Genomic DNA, 20,033 nt, shown 5'->3' on the forward strand with positions numbered 1-20,033 from the left:
CGCCCACCCGCGGATCACTCGAAGCGCTGCCACTCCGGCTTGTTCGCGTAGGTGTAGCGGTAGTAGTCGGCCAGGCGCAGGCCCGCGGCCGCCTCCTCGTCGACCACGACGGTCGCGTGCTCGTGCAGCTGCAGCGCCGAGCCCGGCACGAAGGACGACAGCGGCCCCTCGACCGCAGCGGCCACGGCGTCGGCCTTCGCGGAGCCCTGCGCGACGAGGACGAGCTCCCGCGCCTCGAGGATCGTGCCGAGCCCCTGCGTCATGCAGTGCGTCGGCACGTCGTCGAGCGAGTCGAAGAAGCGCGCGTTCGCCTCGCGCGTGGACGGCGCGAGGGTCTTGATGCGCGTGCGGGACGCGAAGGACGACGTCGGCTCGTTGAAGCCGATGTGCCCGTTCGCGCCGATGCCGAGGATCTGCACGTCGACCCCGCCGGCCGCCCGGATCGCGGCATCGTACTCCTTGGCCGCGAACGCCAGGTCGGCGGCCCGACCGTCGGGCACGCGGACGCGCGACGGGTCGAACCCGAGCGGCTCGACCACGTCGCGGGCGATGACCGAGGCGTAGGACTCCGGGTGCTCGAGCGGGATCCCGACGTACTCGTCGAGGGCGAACCCGCGGGCTGCGGCGAAGGACACCTCGCCCGCCTCGACCCGGCGGTGCAGGTCGGCGTAGATGCCCTGCGGGCTCGACCCGGTGGCGAGCCCCACGACGGCGGACGGCTTCTCGGCGACGACCGAGGCGATCTTGGCGGCGGCGACGCGTCCGACCTCGGCGGGCGTCGGCAGGATGATGATCTCCACGCTGTCACCCTACTGGTCATGACCAGTCCGCGACAGAGGAAGGGCGGCACGGCATCGGTAGCGTGGGGGCATGCCCACCCCTGACTTCGTCCTGTCCCTGCGCGAGAAGGTCGGGAACGACCCGCTCTGGATGACGGGCATCACCGCCGTCGTCACGCGCGGCGAGGGCCCGGATCGCGAGCTGCTCGTCGTCCGTCGGACCGACAACGGCGCGCTGACCCCGGTGACGGGGATCGTCGACCCCGGCGAGGAGCCCGCGGTCGCCGCCGAGCGCGAGGTCCTCGAGGAGGCCGACGTCGTCGCGGTCGCCGAACGGCTCACGTGGGTGCACGTGCTGCCCGAGATGACCTACCCGAACGGCGACCGCGCGCAGTACCTCGACCTGGTCTTCGCATGCCGGTACGTGTCCGGCACGCCGGCACCCGCTGACGGCGAGAACACCGAGGCCTTCTGGGCCCGGCTCGACGCGCTCCCGGCGATGTCCGCCGACATGCTGGCACGGGTCGAAGCGGGCCTGACCGACGAGCCCGCCGCACGCTTCGAGCGCTGACCTCCACCGGTCTGGAGGCGCGAGGCGGGCCCGCCCCGCGCCTCCCGTCCGGAACCGGGTCGCCTTCACCCCCGCGGAAGCGACAGTCCGCCGACGGTCCGCGGCAGGGTGTCGCCTTCGCGGAACGCTCCGCGACGGTGGGAACGCTCGGGGCGGCTCGGCGGGCGCGGGGCGCTACGCGAGCGGGGCGACCGCGACCGGGGCGCCGAGCAGCCGCAGTGCCACGGCGTCACCGGCCGCCCGACGGTCGCCGACCTCGTGCTGCACGGTCACGACCGTGTCGTCGTCGAGCCGGACCGTGGTGCGACGGATCGACCCGAGGAAGCTCGACGCGACCACCGTGCCGGTGACGCCCTCGGCGGCGAACGCGACGTCCTCGGGCCGGACGTAGGCGAGCACCGGACCGTCCGCGGTGTCCGCGGCGAGCGCCGGGACACGGAAGCCGTAGACGAAGACGTCGCCGCCGCGCAGGTCACCGCGCAGACGGTTCGACTGCCCGACGAAGTCCGCCGTGAACGCCGAGACGGGGTGGCGGTAGAGCTCCTCGGGTGTGCCGACCTGCTCGATGCCGCCGGCGTGCATCACCGCGATGCGGTCGGAGACGGCGAGGGCTTCCTCCTGGTCGTGGGTGACGAACACGGTCGTGATGCCGAGGTCGCTCTGGATGCGGCGGATCTCGTCGCGCAGGGACACCCGCACCTTGGCGTCGAGCGCCGAGAGCGGCTCGTCGAGCAGGAGCACGCGCGGGCGGGTGACCAGGGCACGGGCGAGGGCGACGCGCTGCTGCTGTCCACCGGAGAGCTGGTGCGGGTACCGGTCGGCGAAGTCGGCGAGGTGCACCATGTCGAGTGCCTCGATGACCCGCTCCCGGCGTGCTGCGGCGGCGACCCGGCGCATCTCGAGCCCGAACGACACGTTCTGCCGCACCGTCATGTGCGGGAAGAGCGAGTACTGCTGGAACACCATGCCGATGTCGCGCCGTTCGACCGGCACGGCGGCGACGTCGACGCCGTCGATCCGGATCGCGCCGGCGTCAATCGCCTCGAGCCCGGCGAGCGCACGGAGCGCGGTGGTCTTGCCGCAGCCGGACGGTCCGAGCAGCGAGACGAACTCGCCGGGCTCGATGCGGAGCGACAACCGGGCGAGCGCACGGTGAGAGCCGTAGTGCTTCTCGACGGCCTCGAGTTCGACGGTCGCGCCCTCGGTGGACAGCGACGCCGGGGCGGCGGGAGCGGTGACGGTCATGCGGACTCCTTCGAGGTGCGCCGGCGGCCCGCGCCGACCCGGCCGATGACGACGAGCAGCACGAAGCCGAACAGCAGTGCGGCGAGCGAGAAGACCGCGGCGACGTACGGGTCGGTCTGCTGCACGAGCACGAGCGCGGTCTGGAACGTGGTGCGGGACAGGAACGAGGCGAGGGTGTACTCGCCGAGGACGACCGTGATGGTCAGGAAGCACGCGGCGGTGATGCCGCGACGGAGGTTCGGTAGCAGGATCCGCCACGTGACCGTCCACCACGAGGCGCCGAGCGACCGCGCTGCCTCGGAGAGCACGGTGACGTCGACCGCGGTGAGCGCGGTGGCGATGGGACGGAACGCGAAGGGCAGCGACACGATGCCGATCGCGAACGCGAGGGTCCAGGCGCCCGAGCCGAACACCTGGGCGACGACCTGGTACACGGGGATGAAGCCGACGACGAGCACCACGACGGGCACGGTGATCGGCACCAGGCAGACGAACTCGAGCACGCGGCGGAGGCGCGGGTAGCGGAGTGCGGTGACGATCTGGGCGGGCAGCAGCACGAACAGCACGATCGCGACGGTGATCACGGCGATGAGCAGGGACGCCACGAGGCCGTCGAAGACCGGCTGGTACGTGGCGGTGTTCGCGGGGTCGACGATCGCCGCGTAGTGGTCGAGGGTGAGCCCGCCGTCGGTGCCCTGCCGGAAGGTGAACTGCGCCAGGGCGACCAGCGGCACGGCGAAGACGAGTCCGACCAGGGCGAGCACGACGACGGCGGTGACCCGCGACGGGGCGACGCCGAAGCGGCCGACGCGGGTGGGGCCTCCAGGCCGGGGTGCGGTCGCCACGGGGCGGACCGACGAGACGGCGGTCACCGCTGCCACCGCGCAGCGCGACGCTGGAGCAGCGAGTAGGCGCCCATCACGACCGCCATGACCACGACCATGCCGAGGGCGAGCACGCCCGCGACGTTCTGCAGGCCGATGATCGTCTCGCTGGTGAGCTGCGTGCGGATCGTCAGCGGGACGATCCCGCCCTGCGAGATGAGCGCCGCGGCGGTGGCGAACGACGAGAACGCGTTCGCGAAGAGCAGGAGTAGCGAACCCCAGAACGCCGGCGCGAGCACGGGCAGGGCGATGCGCCGCCAGTAGGTCGCGCGCGATGCGCCGAGGGTCGCGGCGGCCTCGCCCCACTGGGAGCGGACCCCCTCGAGCGCGGGCATGAAGGTGAGGACCATGAGCGGCACCTGGAAGTAGACGTAGGGGATGACGAGGCCGGGCACCGTGTAGAGGAAGGCGCCGTCGGCGTTGAGGTCGAGCCCGAAGGCCGACACCAGCCAGGTCGTGACGAGGCCCTGCGCGCCGATCGTGGCGATGAACGCGAACGCGAGCATCACGCCACCGAACTGGGCGAGCACGCTGGCTGCCGAGTCGATCATCGAGCGGACGAGTCCGTCGGGACGGAGCGCGGAGAGCGCCCAGCAGACCAGGGCGCCGATCACCGCGCCGATCACGGCCGAGACGGCGGACAGGCCGAACGAGCCGCCGAAGGCGCGGAGGACGGACGGGTCGCGGAACGCCGCGAGGTTCGCCAGGGTGAACGCTCCGTCGCCGGTGGTGAACCCGCTGCCGACCGCGATCACGGCGGGGACGGCGAGGAACAGCAGGACGTAGGCGGCGAACGGGGTGAGGCCGAGCCAGGCGATGCCGGGGCGGCGGCGGGACGGTGCCCGCCGCCGCTGCGGCGCCGGTGTCGGCGTGGGTGCGGGAGTGGCATCGGCCACCGAGCCGACGGCAGCGCTCCCCGCTGGAGCGACGCCGGTGGCGCTGCTCCCTACGGGAGCGATGCCGGTGGCGGCCGGGACGGGAGGGTGTCCCGCCTGTCCCGGCTGCCCTGCCGGTCCCGGCTGTCCCGGCACGAAGGCGTTGCCGCCGCTCGGGGCCGATGCGGTGGTCATGCTGCTCAGGAGCCCATCGTTGCGGACCACTTCGCGGCGAGGACCTTCGCCGCGTCGGTGACCTGCGCGTCGGTGAGCTCGACGTAGTCCTTCGGCATGCCGCCGGCGGCCTCGAGCGCGTCCTTGTCGACCTTGCCCGACTGCTCCATCGCCGCGAGGGTCGACGGGAAGGCGCCGGCCTGCAGGTACAGGTTCTGGGCATCCGGGCTGGCGATGTACTCCTGCCACAGGCGTGCCGCCGCGGGGTGCGGTGCGTCCTTGTTGATCGCCTGCGAGTAGTAGGAGCCGAGCGCCTGGCCCTCGGGGACGACCGTCTTCCAGTTCTCGTTGCCGCTCGAACCGGCTGCCGGGCCCCACGCGAGGTTGTTGTACGACCACTGGATGACGACCGGGGTCTCACCCGAGGCGACCGTCGCCTGCGTGGGCAGCACGTTCTGGAAGTTGCCGGCCTGCTTCAGCTTGCCGAAGTAGTCGACGCCCTTCGAGATGTCGTCGGCGGAGCCGCCGTTCTCGAGCGCGGCGAGGTACACCGCCGACGCGGCCTGGTTCGCCTGGGTCGGGTCGCCCGCGATCGAGACCTTGCCCTTGTACTCGCTGTCGAGCAGGTCGTTCAGGTCCTTCGGCGCGTCCTTGATCTTCGAGGAGTCGTACCCGATCGACATGAGGCCCGTGTAGTCACGCGTCCACTTGCCGTCCGCGTCCTTGAGCGTGTCCGGGATGTCCGACCAGTTCGCCACCTTGTAGTCGGTGAGCAGGTCGAGGTTCTGCTGCATCACGGCGTTGCCGAGGTCGAGCACGTCGGGGGCGGTCGACTGGCCCTTCTGCGACTTCACGGCGGCGACCTCGTCGGCGCTCGAGCCGTTCGGGTTCGCCGAGTTGATCTTGATGTCGTACTTCTTCTCGAAGCCGTCGATGATCTTGCCGTAGTTCGCCCAGGTCGGCGGGAGGGCGATGACGTTGAGCTGACCCTCGGCCTTCGCGGCCTTCACGAGGGCGTCCATGCCGCCGGCCGACTCGGCGCTCGTGGCGGTCTTCCAGTCGGTGTCGCCGGAGCCGGAGCTCGTGCTCGCCGAGCTCGTGGCCGAGCAACCGGCCAGGGTGACGACTGCTGCTGCGGCCAGGGCGATGCCGGCCAGGGTGCGGGTGTGCTGCACGGGGTGTGCCTTCCGGGTGCTGTGGGGGTTCGGGTGTCCGGGGGTCCGGGTTCGGCACGATCGTGGACGGGTCCGGTTTCGGGGTCGTGCTGCGGCGGTGAACGGTGGCGGAACAGCGGGTGCGGCTGTACGGTTTCGCTGCCGGGGACGGTCCCCGGCGGGTCTCGACGGCCGGGAGGCACGGATGCGGTTCACGACGACGGTCCTGCAGGCGAGGAAGACGGCCACCGGCCTACCCGTCCCCGAGGAGGTCATCGACGGCCTCGGTTCCGGGAAGCGTCCCGCCGTGGTCGTCACGATCGACGGCGGCTACACCTACCGGTCGACGGTCGGGGTGATGGGTGGGCAGTCCCTGGTCCCGTTGTCCGAGGCGCACCGCATCGCCGCGGGCATCGCCGCCGGGGACACGATCGAGGTCACGCTCGAGGTCGACACCCTGCCGCGGACGGTCGAGCTGCCTGCCGACCTGGCGGCGGCGTTCGAGGAGGCCGGGGTGCGTGCGGCCTACGAGACCCTGTCGGCGTCCCGGCAGCGGGCGCTCGTGGACCCGGTGCTCGCGGCGAAGGCCCCGGAGACGCGGCAGCGCCGGGTCGACAAGGCCGTGGAGGCGCTGCGCGGGTAGGCGCGGTGCAGGCGGGCGGGGCTCGTCCGGCGCTGACGCTGGCTGGCGCTGACTGGGGCTGACTGGGGCCAGGTGGGATCGGGCGTACCTGGTCGTTCCGGGCGTACCTGGTCCTTCTGTTCGACCAGGCATGCCCGGTTCGATCAGGTATCGCAGCTGTTCTGGGAAGGAACGGGCGACACGGTCAGGCGCCGAGCTCGACCAGGACGCGCGGGATCTCGGTGAGGAGCTCGCTGGCCAGGTACCCGAGCGGTCCGACCTGTACCGCGAGCCGGTCCCCCGCAGCCGCGTGCACGTAGGACGCCCAGGCGACGGCCTGTGCTGGTTCGGCTCCACGAGCGAGCAGTCCGACGACCACGCCGGACAGCACGTCGCCGCTGCCGCTCGTCCCGAGTCCGCCGGACCCGGTGCCCTTCACCCAGGTCCGGCCGTCCGGGGCCGCGATGACGTCGGACAGCGCGACCACGGCGCCGTACCGCTCGGCGATCTCCCGGGCGTCGGCGACGTCGTCGTCCCCGCAGTCCCGACCGAGCAGCCGTTGCGCCTCACCGCTGTTCGGCGTGAGCACGAGCCGCCCTCGCAGGGGTCGGAGCCGGTCCTCGACGTCGGCGGCCACACCGAGCGCGAAGGCGTCGAGCACGACGAGGGTGTCCGGGCCGACGGCATCCGCGATGCCCGCGACCAGGTCGCGCGCGCCGTCCGGCTCGTCCAGGCCGGGACCGACCAGCACCGCGTCGGCTGCGTCGGCCGTGTCGCGGACCGCTTCGATCGCACCGACGGCGACGTGTCCGGCGTCGTCCTCGTCGAGCGGGACGACGCCCGACTCGGGGACGGCGACCGCGACCTGGTTCGCCACGCTCGACCCGACCGCCAGCGACAGTCGTCCGGCCCCGACGCGCAGTGCGGCGAGCGCCGACAGCATCGCGGCACCGGGGGTGTGCGCCGCGCCGCCGACGACGAGGACCTGCCCGCGGCCGTACTTGCCGTCGCCGGGGTCGGGCAGCGCCCACTCGCGGAGGACGTTGGGGGTGATGTGCTGCGGTGCCGCCGGTTCCTCAGCCGACACGGGCGTCGTCCTTCCGGCCGCTGTGCTCGGTGACCTCGTCGTCGTCGAGGTGTCCCACGGCGGAGAACTCCACGAGGGTCCACGGGGCACCCGGCCCGTTGCGGTGCAGTCGTGTGAGCGAGGCGTTCGCGACCGTGTGGTCCTCGGCGAAGGCCATGAGTGCGTGCTCGTCGAGGTCGAGGCAGACCGCGACGGTGAGCATCACGACGGCGTCGTGCGCGGCGATGAGCAGCCGTTGGGTGCCCTCGAGCCGGTCGACGTCCGTCACCACGGTGCGGAGGCGGAGCATCACGTCAGCCCAGGACTCTCCGCCGGCGGGGCGGTGGTAGTACTTGCCGAGCCACTGTCGTCGGCGTTCCTCGTCCGGGTACCGGTTCCGTACGCCGTCGCGGGTGAGCAGGTCGAGGACGCCGAGCTCGCGGTCGCGCAGCCGTTCATCGACGCGCTTCGGCGGCTCGGACAACCCGCCCGCGTCGAGCGCGATGCCGATCGTCTGCTGTGCTCGGCGGTACGGCGACACCCACAGCGCCACCGGGACGTCGTCGACGCCGCGGTGGGCGAGCTCCTGCCCGAGGGCTCGGGACTGTTCCTCGCCCAGCGGACTCAGCGGGACGTCTGCGTCGCGGTGGTCGACCTCGATGACGTCGGCGCCCGCGGCCTCGGCTCTGGCAGCGGCGACGTTCGCGGTCGACTCCCCGTGGCGGACGAGCCAGATCTCGGTGACAGCCATGGGCGCGACGGTAACCGCCTCCCCCTGGGCCGGCTCCCGGTCAGGGACCGCCGCACCAGCGCCCGCCGGATCAGGCTGCCCCTGGTCGTGCGCTCCTCACCGGTCGATCCGGGCAGGGCAGTCCCGCTGCCCGGAAGCGTCGGACCAGCGCCTCGGGGTCGAACAGGTCGCGCCACTCGAGCCGGATGATCGTCCGCACGCCGGGCACGGTCAACAGCTTCTCGTGCCGCCGCTTCTCGTCGAGGAACACCTCGGTGGGGCTCCGACCTGCGAGGTACCGCTCCTGGGTGTACTTCGCTCGCCCGTCGATCTCGATGACGACGCCCTGCTCCGGGAACCAGAAGTCGACCGCGAACCGGCGCCCACCGACCACGAACTCCTGCTGCAGGACCGGTCTCGGCAGCCCGAGTTCGAGGAACACCACGCGAGCGAAGGACTCTGCGGTCGATCCGGCTCGGCCGTCCGCGAGGCCGAGCACGTGCTCCGCTCGGCAGCGCCCGCGTGCTCGGGGATCGACCGCCGCAGCGAGCTGCGCTGCTCCGACGCCGACTCGGAGCGCCCCGTCCGCGACGACCACCGCGGTGCGCAGGTCGTCCCGCATCGCGATGTCGACGACGGTGCGCGCCACGGTCGTCACCCCGATCCCCTGAGCCGTCAGTCGCTCGTCGGCTCGAACGGGACGCGTGTGCAGGACGAGGTCGCGCGTCCGTCCGCGGTACATCGTCTCGGGCACGGTCGCGTGCACCGGGACCTCCCACCCACCGAGCGCCGGGAGCCCGAGCACCGCTGCCGCTGACGCGTGCGACGCGACCGCCGCGGTGCCGATCCGTCCGAGTCGGGCGTACACACGCGTCACGTAGCGCTGCCTCGGGCCCGCCGAATCCCAGCGGCTCCCCTCGACGAAGGCGTTCGGGCCGCCCCGGACCAGCCGGTCAGCGCCGCTCGATCGCGTTCGGCGGCGCAAGGTCGTCGGGTCGCACGGGACCTCACGAGCCGGGCCCGCACGGAGGATGGGGAGTGGACGTTCCATGCCGCCGATCGTGCCCGGTCTCCACGCGTCGACGGGAGCCGATGGCGACGTCTGTGGACGAGCCTCCAGGCCGGGTGCCCTGTGCAGGACGCTCGTTTCTTCCCAAAGCGGGTGCGATGCCAAGTGCTTCCGGGCATACCGGGTCGGAAGGAATGACCAGGTATGCCCGAATCGACCTGGCACGCCCGATTCCGCTGGGCACACCGCAGCGCCCGCGCCCCGCACCGCAGCACCCCGCGCGCGACGCGCGCGACGCGGCGCCGGGGGAACGCACCCGTGCTCCCCCGGCGCCGCAGCCGCACCGCCGGCCCCGCTGCCTCGGGACCGACGCAGCCTCAGGCCCGCCGCACCCGCAGCGTGACGATCTCGAACGGACGGAGCGTGAGCACGACGGGCTCCCCAGCGAGCCACGAACCCGAGCCGGAGTCCGACCCGAGCGGCCGCTCGAGCAGGTCGACTGCCTCGACCGTGTCCACGTCGAACCCGAACGACACCCCGACGTCCGAGGCCCGACCGCCCGATGCCTCGTAGAGCCGCACGACGACGTCACCCGATCGGTCCTCGGCGAGCTTCACGGCCTCGACGAGCACCTGCGGCGAGGACACCACGACCAGCGGCGCGACCTCGGCGGACCCCGGCACCGAGCGCACCGGCAGGTTGAGCCGGTACCCGGAGTCCGCCGCGTCGAGCACCGAGGCTCCCGTCCGCAGGACCGTGCGGAACACGTGGTGCCCCTGGTCGGCGTGCGGGTCCGGGAACGTCGGCGCGCGCAGCAGCGACTCCCGCACCAGGGTCGTCGTCCCCCCGTCCGCCCGGGTCGAGCGGGTGATGTCGTGTCCGTAGGTCGAGTCGTTCGCGACCGCGACGCCGAACCCGGGCTCCGCGACGTGCACCCAGCGGTGCGCGGAGGTCTCGAAGCGGGCCATGTCCCACGAGGTGTTCTGGTGCGTGGGCCGGTCGATGTGCCCGAACTGGATCTCGCTCGACGCGACGGACGCCCGGACGTCGAGCGGGAACGCGAGCTTGAGGAGCTTCTGCTTCTCGTGCCACTCGACCTCGGTCTCGACGTGCAGCTCGGGCTGCCCCGCGACGGCCGTGTACCGGGTGGTCACCGACGACGAGCCGAACGGCCGCGTCACGACGAGGGCATCGCCGTCCACGTCGACCGACGCCGCCGACAGCACGGTGCCGCTCCGCTGGTACGCGCGGTCGATGTCCCACGCCTCCCACTGGTTCGGGGTGTCCCGGAACACCGTGTACTGCGCCGCAGCAGCACCGGGTGCGATCGCGTCGCGTCCGGTCGCGTGGTCGACGAACGACACGAGGTTGCCCTCGGCGTCGACGGTCGCGGTCACGACACCGGTGTCGAAGACGAAGCGGTCACCGCTCCGGACGGGAGGCACGGCCTCCGCCACCGACACCGCGGAACCACCCAGGGCGGTCACCCCGCCCGCCGTCACGGGCGAGGCGTTGAAGCGCACGACGGTCCCGACCGCGGCGCTGCCGCCGGTCCCGACCGAGCCCGGGTCCCGGGGCGCGTCGAGCGCGGATCCACCGTCGCCGGCGAAGGCGGTCGCGGACGCCCCGACCCCGGCGAGCGCCGGCGCCCCACCGCTCGCGAGCGCGGTCGTCGAGGCACCGATCAGGCCCTCGAGCACCCGGGCGACGCGGGCGTACTCGGCCTCGGCGTTCTCGTAGACCCACGCGATCGAGGACCCCGGCAGGATGTCGTGGAACTGCTGCAGGAGCACGGTGTGCCAGACGGACTCGAGCTCGTCGTACGGGTACTCGGCGCCGAGTCGCACGGCCGCGGTGGCCGCCCAGAGCTCGGCCTCGCGGAGCAGGTGCTCGGAGCGCCGGTTGCCCTGCTTCGTGCGGATCTGCGACGTGTACGTGCCGCGGTGGAACTCGAGGTACATCTCCCCCGACCAGACCGCGGGTTCCGGCAGGACGCGCTCGAGCTCCTCGAAGACGTCGGCCGGGGTGCCGAGGTTGACCCGGGGCGAGCCGTCGAGGTCGTGCTGGCGTCGAGCGGCTGCGACCATCTCGCGGGTGGGTCCGCCACCGCCGTCACCGAAGCCGTACAGGAGCATCGAGGTGTTCGCGACGCCGCGCTCCTTGTTGCCCCGCTCGCCGCGGTGCAGGTCGGCCGCCGAGACGTCCGAGTTGTACGTGTCGGCCGGGGGCAGGTGCGTCAGGACGCGGGAGCCGTCGATGCCCTCCCAGTGGAAGGACGTGTGCGGGATGACGTTCGTCTCGTTCCACGAGGGCTTCTGCGTGACGAACCACTTCGACCCGGCGGCGCGGACGATCTGCGGCAGGGCCCCGGTGTACCCGAACGAGTCGGGCAGCCAGGCCTCGGGGGTGTCGACGCCGAACTCCTCGAGGAAGAGCCGCTTGCCGGCGACGAACTGCCGGGCGAGCGCCTCACCCCCGGGCAGGTTCGTGTCGGACTCGACCCACATGCCGCCCACCGGGATCCACCGGCCCTCGGCGACGCGCTGCTTGATCCGGGCCCAGATCGACGGGTAGCCGTCCCGGATCCACGCGTACTGCTGTGCCGACGAGCACGCGAACGTGAAGTCGGGGTCCTGGTCCATCAGGTCGAGCACGTTCGAGAAGGTGCGGGCGCACTTGCGGATCGTCTCGCGGACCGGCCAGAGCCAGGCGGAGTCGATGTGGGCGTGGCCGACCGCGACGGCGCGGTGCGCGGCCGCGCTGGCGGGGACGGCGAGCGCCGGGGCGAGCACGGCCCGGGCATCGGCGGCGGTGCCGGCGACGTCGTCCGGGTCGAGGGCGTCGGCGGCCCGCTCGAGCACGCGGAGCAGGTCGGCGCCGCGCGTGCCGTCGGTGGGCAGCTCGGCCATGAGCCCGCGGAGCACCCAGACGTCCTGCTGTAGCTCCCACACGGTGTCGTCCCGCTCGACGAGCTCAAGCGCACGCAGGCGATAGATCGGTTCCGTCCCGGCGGTCGTCTTCGACCCGAGCGGGGTCGCGCCCTGGAAGTCGTCGCCGCCGATGTCCGGGTTGGACGCGGCCTCGACGTACAGCTCGAACGAGCCGCCGGGGCCGACCTCGACGGGCACGGTGTCGTTCCGCGGCTCGATGCCCTTGATCGTGGAGCCGTCGGTGCGCCATGCGAGTCCCTCGGCCTGGAACCCGGGCTGCCGCTTCGAGAAGCCGAGGTCGACGCGGAGCTCGACGGTGGTGCCCGGGTCGACGCCGAAGTCCTCCGGCACGGTGCCGCGCACGCGGAACCAGGTGGTCCCCCAGGGCCGACCACCCCACGCGTCGCCGACGGTGAACGGCGTGTACTCGGCGGCGACGGCCTCGGCGAACGGCACCGGTTCGTCCGGCACCTGCCAGGCGTCGACGGTGACCGGGGCCGAGCGACGGTGCACGGCGGGGTCGATGCGGTCCCGGACGAGACGGGCGATCCGGGCTTCGACGAGGGGTTCGTCGTGGTGCATGGAGTGGTTCCTTTCCAGCAGGGACGGTCGGTCAGCGCGACGGCCGTCGGCAGGGACGGTCCGTCAGCGGGACGGTGGGTCAGCCCTTGATGCCGCCGGCGAGGGCGTTGCCCCCACCGAGGCCGCGGGACACGAGCACGTACAGGGCGATGACCGGCACGGAGTACACGATCGAGAACGCGGCGAGCTGCCCGTAGGCGACGGCCCCGTTCTGCCCGAAGAAGTTGAAGATGCTCACCGCGGCGGGCACCTTGTCGGGCGAGAGCAGCAGGACGAAGGGGACGAAGAAGTTCCCCCACGCCTGGATGAACACGAAGATGAAGACGACGGCGATCCCCGGGCGCATGAGCGGCACGACGATGCGCGTCAGCGTGGTGAACATCGAGGCGCCGTCGGTCCAGGCCGCCTCCTCGAGCGAGATCGGCACCGAGTCCATGAAGTTCTTCGCCATCCAGATCGCCATCGGCAGCGACGTGGCGGCGAGGAAGAAGATGCAGCCCCACACGTTGTCGATGAGGTTCAGCGACACGAACAGCGCGTAGACCGGCACCATCATCGCGGTGATGGGCAGGCCGGTGCCGAACAGGATGCTGTACAGGAACGGCTTGTTCACGCGCATCTTGTACCGGGACAGCGGGTAGGCGGCGAGCAGTGCGAACACCACGGTGACGATCGCGGTGCCGCCGGAGAGCAGCAGGCTGTTCGCGAGCGGGATGAACGACAGCTCCGGGGTGAGCACCTGCGTGAAGTTGTCGAGCGTGAACTGCGTCGGGATCTTCACGGACAGCGACGCCTGCGTGTCCACCGAGGCGAGCACGAGCCAGAGCAGCGGCACCGCGAAGCACACGGCGATGACGAGCAGCACGACGTTCGACACCCAGCGCATGGTGCGGCCGCGCGGCGAGGTCATGTGCAGCGCACCCGGGGCGGTCACGGAGCGGGTCGCGTTCGACACGGGACGGTCAGCGGTGAGGGCCATGGTCAGTCCACCTCCGGCTTGAGCGCCCGGATGTAGATGATCGAGAACACCGCGCCGACGACCAGCAGGATCGTCGCGATCGCGGTCCCGAAGCCGAGCTGCGAGAACTTGAACGCCTCCTGGTACGCCAGGATCGGCAGGGTCGACGAGTTGGTGCCGGGGCCGCCGCCCGTCATCACGAAGATGAGGGTGAAGACCGACAGCGTCTGCAGCGTCGTGAGCATGAGGTTCGTCGAGATCGACCGTCGGATGACCGGCAGCGTGATGTAGATCAGCCGCTGCCACCCGGTGGCGCCGTCGACCTCGGCGGACTCGGTGATCTCCTCGGGCACCTCGGACACGGCGGCCGAGTACACGAGCATCGAGAACGCGGTGCCGCGCCAGATGTTCGCCAGGATCACCGCGAGCATCGGGTACGTGTAGAGCCAGTTCGCCCCGGTGATGCCGATGGACGCCAGGAACGTGTTGAGGGTGCCGGTGTCGTTGAAGAACGCGTAGGCGGCGAACGAGGCGACGATCTCCGGCAGGACCCAGGCCGCGACGACGAAGGTGCCGACGACGGCGCGGACGACCTTGTTGGCGCTGCGCATGAGGAACGCGAGCCCGAGACCGAGCACGTTCTGCCCGACGACGGCGGAGGCCAGCAGGAACACGATCGTGAGCACCACGGACTTCGGGAAGTCCGGGTCCTGGAAGAGCTCGACGTAGTTCGCGAAGCCGACGAACTGCTGGTTCGCCGCGCTCGCACCGGTCAGTGCCGAGTTGGTGAACGACCCGTAGAACGACGAGATGACGGGGCCGAGCAGGAAGACGACGAGGAGGACCACCGCGGGCAGGAGCGGGACGACACGCGTCGCGTTCCGCAGCGGTCGCCGCTTGCGCGGCACGGGAGGATCGGTGCGCTTCGGCGCACCGGGCGCCGACAGCGTCGGCGCGAGGGGGGTGCTGGACACGGGTGGTTGCCTTCCGGGTGCGGAGAGGGTTCCGAAGGTGGGATGGGACGGACTGGAGGCGCGGTGCACGACGTGAGCCGCGCCTCCAGACCGTCAGGTGGTCGCGCCGCTACCCGGCGTCGACGGTGTTGTCCTTGCCGACGACCTGTTCGACGGACTGGTCGTAGACCTTCGCGGCCTCGGCGGGTGTCTGCTGCCCGGTCATGACCGACTCCATCGCGACCTGGATGGCGTTCGAGACCTGCGAGTAGTCACTCGTGGCGGGGCGGAAGTTGGTGTGCTGCACCAGGCCGGAGAAGAACTCGAACGTCGGGTTGGCACCGGTGTACGCCGGGTCCTCGGCGACGTCCTTGCGGACCGCGATCTGGCTGTTCTCGGTGTCGTACTTCAGCGAGCCGTCCTTGCTCAGGAACGTCGTGATGAAGTCGAACGCGGCCTGCGGGTTCTTCGACTTGGAGCCGACCGCGAGCGTCCACCCGCCGGACATCGAGTTGTAGCCCGGTGCCTGACCGTTCTGGGTCGGGAAGGCCGCCTGGCCCATGACGTCGTTCCACTCCTTCCACGGAGCGGTGCCGGACTCGAGCCACGTGCCGGACTGCCACGAGCCGTCGAGGTCGATGGCGAGCTTGCCCTCGGGGAGCCACGTCTGCGCGATCGTCGTGCCGACGTTGGTGTCGAGCGCCTGCTGCGGGGTCGGGCCGAGGCCGCCCTGGTAGACCTCCTTGATGAACTTCAGGGAGTCCTCGAACTGCTTCGAGCCGACGACCCACTTCTTGTCCTTGTAGAGCGTGTTGCCGTCGCCGTCCGCGCCGTACAGGAGCATCTCGAAGCCCTGCATGGTCGAGGCCTCGCCCTGTGCCTTGCCGGAGTAGATGTTGAACGGGATGACGTTCGGGTCCTTCTCCTTGAGCGTCTTGGCCGCGGCGAGCACGTCGTCCCAGGTCTTCGGCTTCCACGGGACCGGGAGACCGGCCTTCTCGAAGAGGTCCTTGTTGTACCAGAGGGCGCGCGTGTCGGTGCCCATCGAGACGCCGTAGATCTTGCCGTCGTCGCCCTGGCCGGCCTGCTTCGCGTTGTCGTAGAACTGGTCCCACTCGTCCCACTTGTCGACGTACTGGTCGAGGGGGAGCAGGTAGCCGGCCTCCGCGTCGGACTTGATGAGGAAGGTGTCCTCGTACATGACGTCCGGGGCCGTCGCGGGCGCCTTGTTCATGAGCGCGAGCTTCGTGTAGTAGTCGTTGCCCTGCGCCTGGATCGGGACGAGGGTGACGGTCTTGCCCGGGTTCGCCTTCTCGTACTCGGTCTTCACTTCCTTCATCTGGGCGTCGAGCTGCTGGAAGGCGCCGAACTTCTGGTACGCGATCTTGATCGTGTCGCTCGAGGCAGAGGACGAGCTGGAACAACCCGCCAGCCCGACCGCGGCGACTGCCACGGCTGCGAGACCGGCGATGATTCGGGTGCGGCGTTTCATCGGTGCTCCTTTGCACGGGATGTCCGCGGGCTCCGTCACCCGCGCGCAGGATTAGTACAACGGATGGACTTATTCGTGTCAAGCACTTTTCGTCACGGCTCGGCAATGGTCCCGCTGCGGGGTGCGCGGGCTCGGTGCTGGCGCGCGCGCCGGGTCGGAACGGGCGTAGGGGGTCGGAACGGGCGTACCTGGTCTGGCGGAACGACCCGGTACGCCCGGAAGCGCCAGGCATCGCGGGCGTGATGGGAAGGAACGGGCGCTCAGACATCACGGGCGCGGGCGGGCGGTGCCGCAGGGTCAGGCGATGGGGGTGGCGCCGCCCGTGACCGTGATGCCGCCGGACGCGGGCACGTCGACGAGCAGCACGCTCGGACGCCCGACGTGTCGACCCTGCCGGATCACGACGCGGCTCCCGGGCGACACCGCACCGACCGCACGCAGGTACGCGCCGGTCGACGCCGCTGCCGAGCCCGTCGCCGGGTCCTCGGTGATGCGCCCGGCGGGGAACAGGTTGCGCGCCTCGAACGCGAGCGGCCCGGTGCGGTGCAGGACCGTGACGGTGCCCTCCCACCCGTACTCCCGCTTCAGTGCGGCGAGCGCGGCGGGGTCGAACCGGAACTGGTGGAACAGCTCGGGGTCGGCGAGCACGACCACGGGGTGCCAGTTGCCCGCGAAGGACTCGAGCACGGGGAAGCCCTCCGCGATGTCGTCGTCGAGGAGCCCGAGCAGGGCGGCGAGCCGCTCCCACCGCACGGGGTCGATCGGACGGGTGGCGGGCTCGACGCTCGTCATCGCGACCTGCACGCTCCCGTCGGGTGCGGTCGTGGCGTCGACGGCGATGTCCCCGGCGGCCGTGGCGAAGACCCGGGCACCCGTGCCCTCACGCTCGGCGAGCACGACGGCGGTGGCGACGGTGGCGTGGCCGCAGAACGGGACCTCGGCGGCCGGCGAGAAGTAGCGCACCCTGGCACCGTCCGGGGTCCGGCCGACGACGAAGGCGGTCTCGGGGTACGCCACCTGCTGCGCGATCGTGAGCATGTCCTCGTCGCTCATCCCCTCGGCGTCGAGCACGATCCCCGCGGGGTTGCCGCCCCCGGGCTCGGCGGCGAAGGCGGTGTAGCGGAGGACCTCGGAACGCACCCCCCGACGCTACCGCGCGACGCCGACGCACCCGTGACGCGAGGCCCACGCGACGCCGGCGCCCGCGGGGTACCGCCAGGCGATGCCGACACCGGGGCGCGATGCCACGCGTTGCAGACACCTCGCGCGACGCGGACGCCCCGCCGTCCGGTGGACGACGGGGCGTCGGCGCAGAGAACCCGCGGGTCAGGCCGACGAGCCGACCGTCCGACGACGACGTACCACGAGGACACCGGCGCCGGCCGCGAGCAGCAGGAGCGCCGCCGTGATCCCGCCACCCAGCTCGGCACCGGTGAAGGCGAGCGAGCCGGTGGCGGCGTCGATCGTCACCCCGGTCCACCCGAGCACGGTGCCGTCGAACGCAGCGACCACGAGGCGGTGCTGGCCGGCCGGCACGTCGGCGGGCACGACGACCGTCACGGTGCCGTCCGCGGCGACGACCGGCGTGCCGAGCAGCCGCGGCGCGGAGAACAGCCAGACCGCGACGCGCTGCCCGGCGTGCTGCGTCCCGACGGTGATCGTCACCGAGGAGCCCGCGCGGACGCTCGACGGCGCGGACACCGAACCGCGGTTCCCGTCGGTGAGCGCCGAGGCGTCCGGCGCGACCGGTGCGGTCGGGGCCACCGGGGTGGTCGGAGCGGGAGCGGTCGGGGCAGGCGTGCCGCCGCCCGCGCCGCCGCCCGTGCCCGGGGTCGGACTGGGGGTCGGGGTGCTCCCACCGTCGCCCGGCGCAGGCGTCCCGCCGTCCCCGTCGCCCGGTCCGGGCGTCCCGCCGTCACCGTCGCCCGGCTCCGTCGTCGCGTCGCACGGGTACGTCCCGGTCCGCAGCGAGGACCCGTTCGTGTCGTTGTCGTCCGCGTAGTAGGTCGCCCGAGCACCGTCCACGCAGCGCCCCGAGATCGCGAAGCCCTCGTTGGCGAGCGCCCGGTCTGCGTTCGCCGGCGCCTCGTACAGCGTCGCGAGCGCGAACGCCCCGTCCTGCACGTCGAACAGCGCAGTGCGCCCGGAGCAGGCCTCGTCGCAGACGACCCAGAGCGCGTCGAGCGTCGGGTCGAACTGCACCTCGGCGACGAGCGAGAACGGCGTCGCGATCGTGGCGACGCGCTGGGAGGAGCCGTCGTCCATGAGCGCGTAGGCGTACACGCTCGCGGTGCCCTCGACCCCGACCAGGAAGAGCCCGTCGCCGTGGCCCGCGTACGAGGCAGGCTCGTAGGCCGCCCCGGTGTGCTGGTCGACGAACCCGTGCGACGTCAGCCACGCGTCCGGCACCCAGGTCACGCCCTCGAGCCCGGCGTTCGCGCCGAGACCCGGGAAGTCCGCGGCGAGGTTCCACTCGTCCGTCGCGTGCAGGACCGACTCGGACCCGTCCGTGGTGGCGAAGCGCAGCACCGACGGACGGCTGACCTTGGACACGTCGTTGTCGCGCTCGGTCGACACGTAGACCGCGCCGGGGTCGTCCGCCGTGACGGTGACGCCCTCGGCGTCGGGCGTCCCGGTGCCGTCGGCGTACCGCAGGTCGACGCCCGCCGCGTTCGTCGGGGCCCACCCGCCCCGGCCGTCCGACGCCAGGTGGTAGAGCAGGCCGTCGCCGTTCTGCACGGCCCAGAGCTGCCCGTCCGCCGACGAGGCGGAGGTCGTCCAGTCGAGGCCGCTCAGGTCACCGGTGAAGGTGCCCTCGGCGTCCAGGACGGTCTCGTCCGGTCCACCCGGCCATGCCTCGGCCGTGATCACACCGGCGAACCGGTTGGTTGCGCCCTTGGTCGGCTCGGCCGTTTCGGCGAAGTCGCCGGTGCCGTCGGGGTTCCGGCCGAAGGTGGTCGCGGCGTGCGCGGTCCACGAGTACTGGTCGACGAGGAGTCCTCGGGCGTCGTACAGCCGCACGCTGTCGGCCTTCCCGAGCCCGAAGCCGAAGCCCGTACCCGTACCCGTACCCGTACCCGTACCGGCCTGCGCCTCGTCCAGCACGGTGAATCCGCCCGGCGCGACGGTCGTGCCCGCCGGGATCGTCCACGCGTGGTCGTCCTCGCTGTCCCTGAGCACGTACCCGCCGAGGTCGACCGTGGTCGTCCCGACGTTCGTCAGCTCGACCCAGTCGCCGGGGGTGCCGTCCTGCGACTCGACTTCGTTGATGCGGACCGGCGAGGAGCAGTCGTTCGGCTTCCCCTTGGTCGACGCGGTGGTGTCGACGAGCGTGCCGGAGCCGTCCGGGCAGCTGCCGTACGTGACGGCCGCGTGCGTGGTCCACGCGTACCGCAGCGCGAGCGTGCCCGATGCGTCGTAGAGCCGCACGGCGTCGGCACCCCCGAGCCCGAAGTCGAAGCCCGGGCGGGTGGAGGTCTCCTGGTCGACGACGAGGTACCCACCGGCGGCGATCGTCGACCCCTGCGGCAGCGTCCACGCGGTGTGCGAGGAGTCCGAGTCGAGGAAGCGCCACCCGCTGAGGTCGATCGCGGCGGACGAGGTGTTGACCAGCTCGACCCAGTCGGTGTCGTCGGCGTTCGACTCCACCTCGTTGATCGCGAGGCCGGCGGCGGGGCCGGTGGTGACGCGGGCGCCGACGGTCGGGTCGTCGTCACCGACCGCGGCGACGGCTGGGGTGGCGGTCAGCACGCCGGCGGCGAGGGCGATGCCCGTCGCGAGGCCGGCACCGAGCCGCAGGGCAGGGGTGCGCATGCAGGGTCCTTGTCGGGGAGGCCAGTGGGACCTGCACGACTGTTCAGCATCTCGGCGTCCGGCCGGTGGCGGGCAGGTGAACGACGGGTGTCGCGAGCAGGCGACGGACGGGAGGCGCGGTGCGGGCCGGCACCGCGCCTCCCGTCCGCCGTCGGTGCCGGCCCACGGCCCGACTCGCGACTCCTCACAGGGGGCG

Annotated in this window: 16 protein-coding genes; 2 read left to right on the forward strand and 14 right to left on the reverse strand. The window is 72.0% G+C overall.

Annotated elements, in window-relative coordinates:
- Positions 1–14: 14 nt before the first annotated feature.
- On the reverse strand, positions 15–800 hold the full coding sequence (gene nagB, locus C1N91_RS14830) for a glucosamine-6-phosphate deaminase (protein ID WP_137768343.1): 786 nt from the start codon (positions 798–800) through the stop codon (positions 15–17).
- Between the two features lie 70 nt (positions 801–870).
- On the opposite strand from nagB, the gene C1N91_RS14835 reads away from it, so the two are divergent.
- Positions 871–1,350, forward strand: coding sequence for an NUDIX hydrolase (locus tag C1N91_RS14835; protein WP_137768344.1), 480 nt, complete (start codon positions 871–873; stop codon positions 1,348–1,350).
- A 174-nt stretch (positions 1,351–1,524) separates the two neighbouring features.
- Here the strand turns inward: C1N91_RS14835 and C1N91_RS14840 are convergent, their stop codons facing one another.
- Genes C1N91_RS14840 through C1N91_RS14855 form a run of 4 tightly spaced genes read right to left on the reverse strand, consistent with a single transcriptional unit; the run spans position 1,525 to position 5,703 of the window.
- Positions 1,525–2,595, reverse strand: coding sequence for an ABC transporter ATP-binding protein (locus C1N91_RS14840; RefSeq protein ID WP_137768345.1), 1,071 nt, complete (start codon positions 2,593–2,595; stop codon positions 1,525–1,527).
- Positions 2,592–3,440, reverse strand: coding sequence for an ABC transporter permease (locus tag C1N91_RS14845; RefSeq protein ID WP_137768346.1), 849 nt, complete (start codon positions 3,438–3,440; stop codon positions 2,592–2,594). The genes C1N91_RS14840 and C1N91_RS14845 overlap by 4 nt, the downstream gene beginning before the upstream one ends.
- Positions 3,441–3,463: 23 nt before the next feature.
- Entirely contained in the window at positions 3,464–4,549 is a 1,086-nt protein-coding gene (locus tag C1N91_RS14850; protein WP_368074204.1) for an ABC transporter permease, read from the reverse strand.
- A gap of 5 nt (positions 4,550–4,554) precedes the next feature.
- Entirely contained in the window at positions 4,555–5,703 is a 1,149-nt protein-coding gene (locus C1N91_RS14855) for an ABC transporter substrate-binding protein (RefSeq protein ID WP_137768347.1), read from the reverse strand.
- A 184-nt stretch (positions 5,704–5,887) separates the two neighbouring features.
- On the opposite strand from C1N91_RS14855, the gene C1N91_RS14860 reads away from it, so the two are divergent.
- A complete protein-coding gene (locus C1N91_RS14860) occupies positions 5,888–6,325 on the forward strand; it encodes a YdeI/OmpD-associated family protein (protein WP_137768348.1) in 438 nt (145 codons plus the stop codon).
- A 184-nt stretch (positions 6,326–6,509) separates the two neighbouring features.
- Here C1N91_RS14860 and C1N91_RS14865 read toward each other — a convergent pair whose 3' ends face one another.
- The 9 genes from C1N91_RS14865 to C1N91_RS16790 all read right to left on the reverse strand — a co-directional run bounded on the left by C1N91_RS14865 (position 6,510) and on the right by C1N91_RS16790 (position 19,837).
- Positions 6,510–7,391 (reverse strand): NAD(P)H-hydrate dehydratase, encoded by an 882-nt coding sequence (locus C1N91_RS14865; protein WP_137768349.1) that lies wholly within the window; start codon positions 7,389–7,391, stop codon positions 6,510–6,512.
- Positions 7,381–8,121: a histidine phosphatase family protein gene (locus C1N91_RS14870; RefSeq protein WP_137768350.1), complete on the reverse strand. Its 741-nt coding sequence runs from the start codon at positions 8,119–8,121 to the stop codon at positions 7,381–7,383. The genes C1N91_RS14865 and C1N91_RS14870 overlap by 11 nt, the downstream gene beginning before the upstream one ends.
- 70 nt (positions 8,122–8,191) lie before the next feature.
- Positions 8,192–8,977 carry a hypothetical protein gene (locus C1N91_RS14875; RefSeq protein WP_137768351.1) on the reverse strand — a complete coding sequence of 262 codons (786 nt, stop codon included), beginning with the start codon at positions 8,975–8,977 and terminating at the stop codon, positions 8,192–8,194.
- Positions 8,978–9,486: 509 nt separating this feature from the next.
- A complete protein-coding gene (locus C1N91_RS14880) occupies positions 9,487–12,621 on the reverse strand; it encodes an alpha-mannosidase (protein ID WP_137768352.1) in 3,135 nt (1,044 codons plus the stop codon).
- A gap of 79 nt (positions 12,622–12,700) precedes the next feature.
- On the reverse strand, positions 12,701–13,600 hold the full coding sequence (locus C1N91_RS14885; protein ID WP_082687741.1) for a carbohydrate ABC transporter permease: 900 nt from the start codon (positions 13,598–13,600) through the stop codon (positions 12,701–12,703).
- A gap of 2 nt (positions 13,601–13,602) precedes the next feature.
- On the reverse strand, positions 13,603–14,553 hold the full coding sequence (locus C1N91_RS14890) for a carbohydrate ABC transporter permease (protein WP_082688404.1): 951 nt from the start codon (positions 14,551–14,553) through the stop codon (positions 13,603–13,605).
- A 109-nt stretch (positions 14,554–14,662) separates the two neighbouring features.
- Positions 14,663–16,024, reverse strand: coding sequence for an extracellular solute-binding protein (locus tag C1N91_RS14895; RefSeq protein WP_058728831.1), 1,362 nt, complete (start codon positions 16,022–16,024; stop codon positions 14,663–14,665).
- Between the two features lie 297 nt (positions 16,025–16,321).
- The gene (locus C1N91_RS14900; RefSeq protein WP_137768353.1) at positions 16,322–17,164 is read right to left on the reverse strand and encodes a PhzF family phenazine biosynthesis protein; all 843 of its coding nucleotides are present in this window, start codon (positions 17,162–17,164) and stop codon (positions 16,322–16,324) included.
- 186 nt (positions 17,165–17,350) lie between these two features.
- On the reverse strand, positions 17,351–19,837 hold the full coding sequence (locus tag C1N91_RS16790; protein WP_175416050.1) for a lamin tail domain-containing protein: 2,487 nt from the start codon (positions 19,835–19,837) through the stop codon (positions 17,351–17,353).
- Between the last annotated feature and the right edge of the window lie 196 nt (positions 19,838–20,033).

The organism is Curtobacterium sp. SGAir0471 (assembly GCF_005490985.1).
Lineage (GTDB): Bacteria > Actinomycetota > Actinomycetes > Actinomycetales > Microbacteriaceae > Curtobacterium.

Coding starts and splice junctions, on each gene's coding strand:
- C1N91_RS14835 (WP_137768344.1), top strand. CDS start 871: ATGCCCACCCCTGACTTCGTCCTGTCCCTGCGCGAGAAGGTCGGGAAC.
- C1N91_RS14850 (WP_368074204.1), bottom strand. CDS start 4,549: ATGACCACCGCATCGGCCCCGAGCGGCGGCAACGCCTTCGTGCCGGGA.
- C1N91_RS14885 (WP_082687741.1), bottom strand. CDS start 13,600: ATGGCCCTCACCGCTGACCGTCCCGTGTCGAACGCGACCCGCTCCGTG.
- C1N91_RS14880 (WP_137768352.1), bottom strand. CDS start 12,621: ATGCACCACGACGAACCCCTCGTCGAAGCCCGGATCGCCCGTCTCGTC.
- C1N91_RS14860 (WP_137768348.1), top strand. CDS start 5,888: ATGCGGTTCACGACGACGGTCCTGCAGGCGAGGAAGACGGCCACCGGC.
- C1N91_RS14840 (WP_137768345.1), bottom strand. CDS start 2,595: ATGACCGTCACCGCTCCCGCCGCCCCGGCGTCGCTGTCCACCGAGGGC.
- C1N91_RS16790 (WP_175416050.1), bottom strand. CDS start 19,837: ATGCGCACCCCTGCCCTGCGGCTCGGTGCCGGCCTCGCGACGGGCATC.
- C1N91_RS14895 (WP_058728831.1), bottom strand. CDS start 16,024: ATGAAACGCCGCACCCGAATCATCGCCGGTCTCGCAGCCGTGGCAGTC.
- C1N91_RS14870 (WP_137768350.1), bottom strand. CDS start 8,121: ATGGCTGTCACCGAGATCTGGCTCGTCCGCCACGGGGAGTCGACCGCG.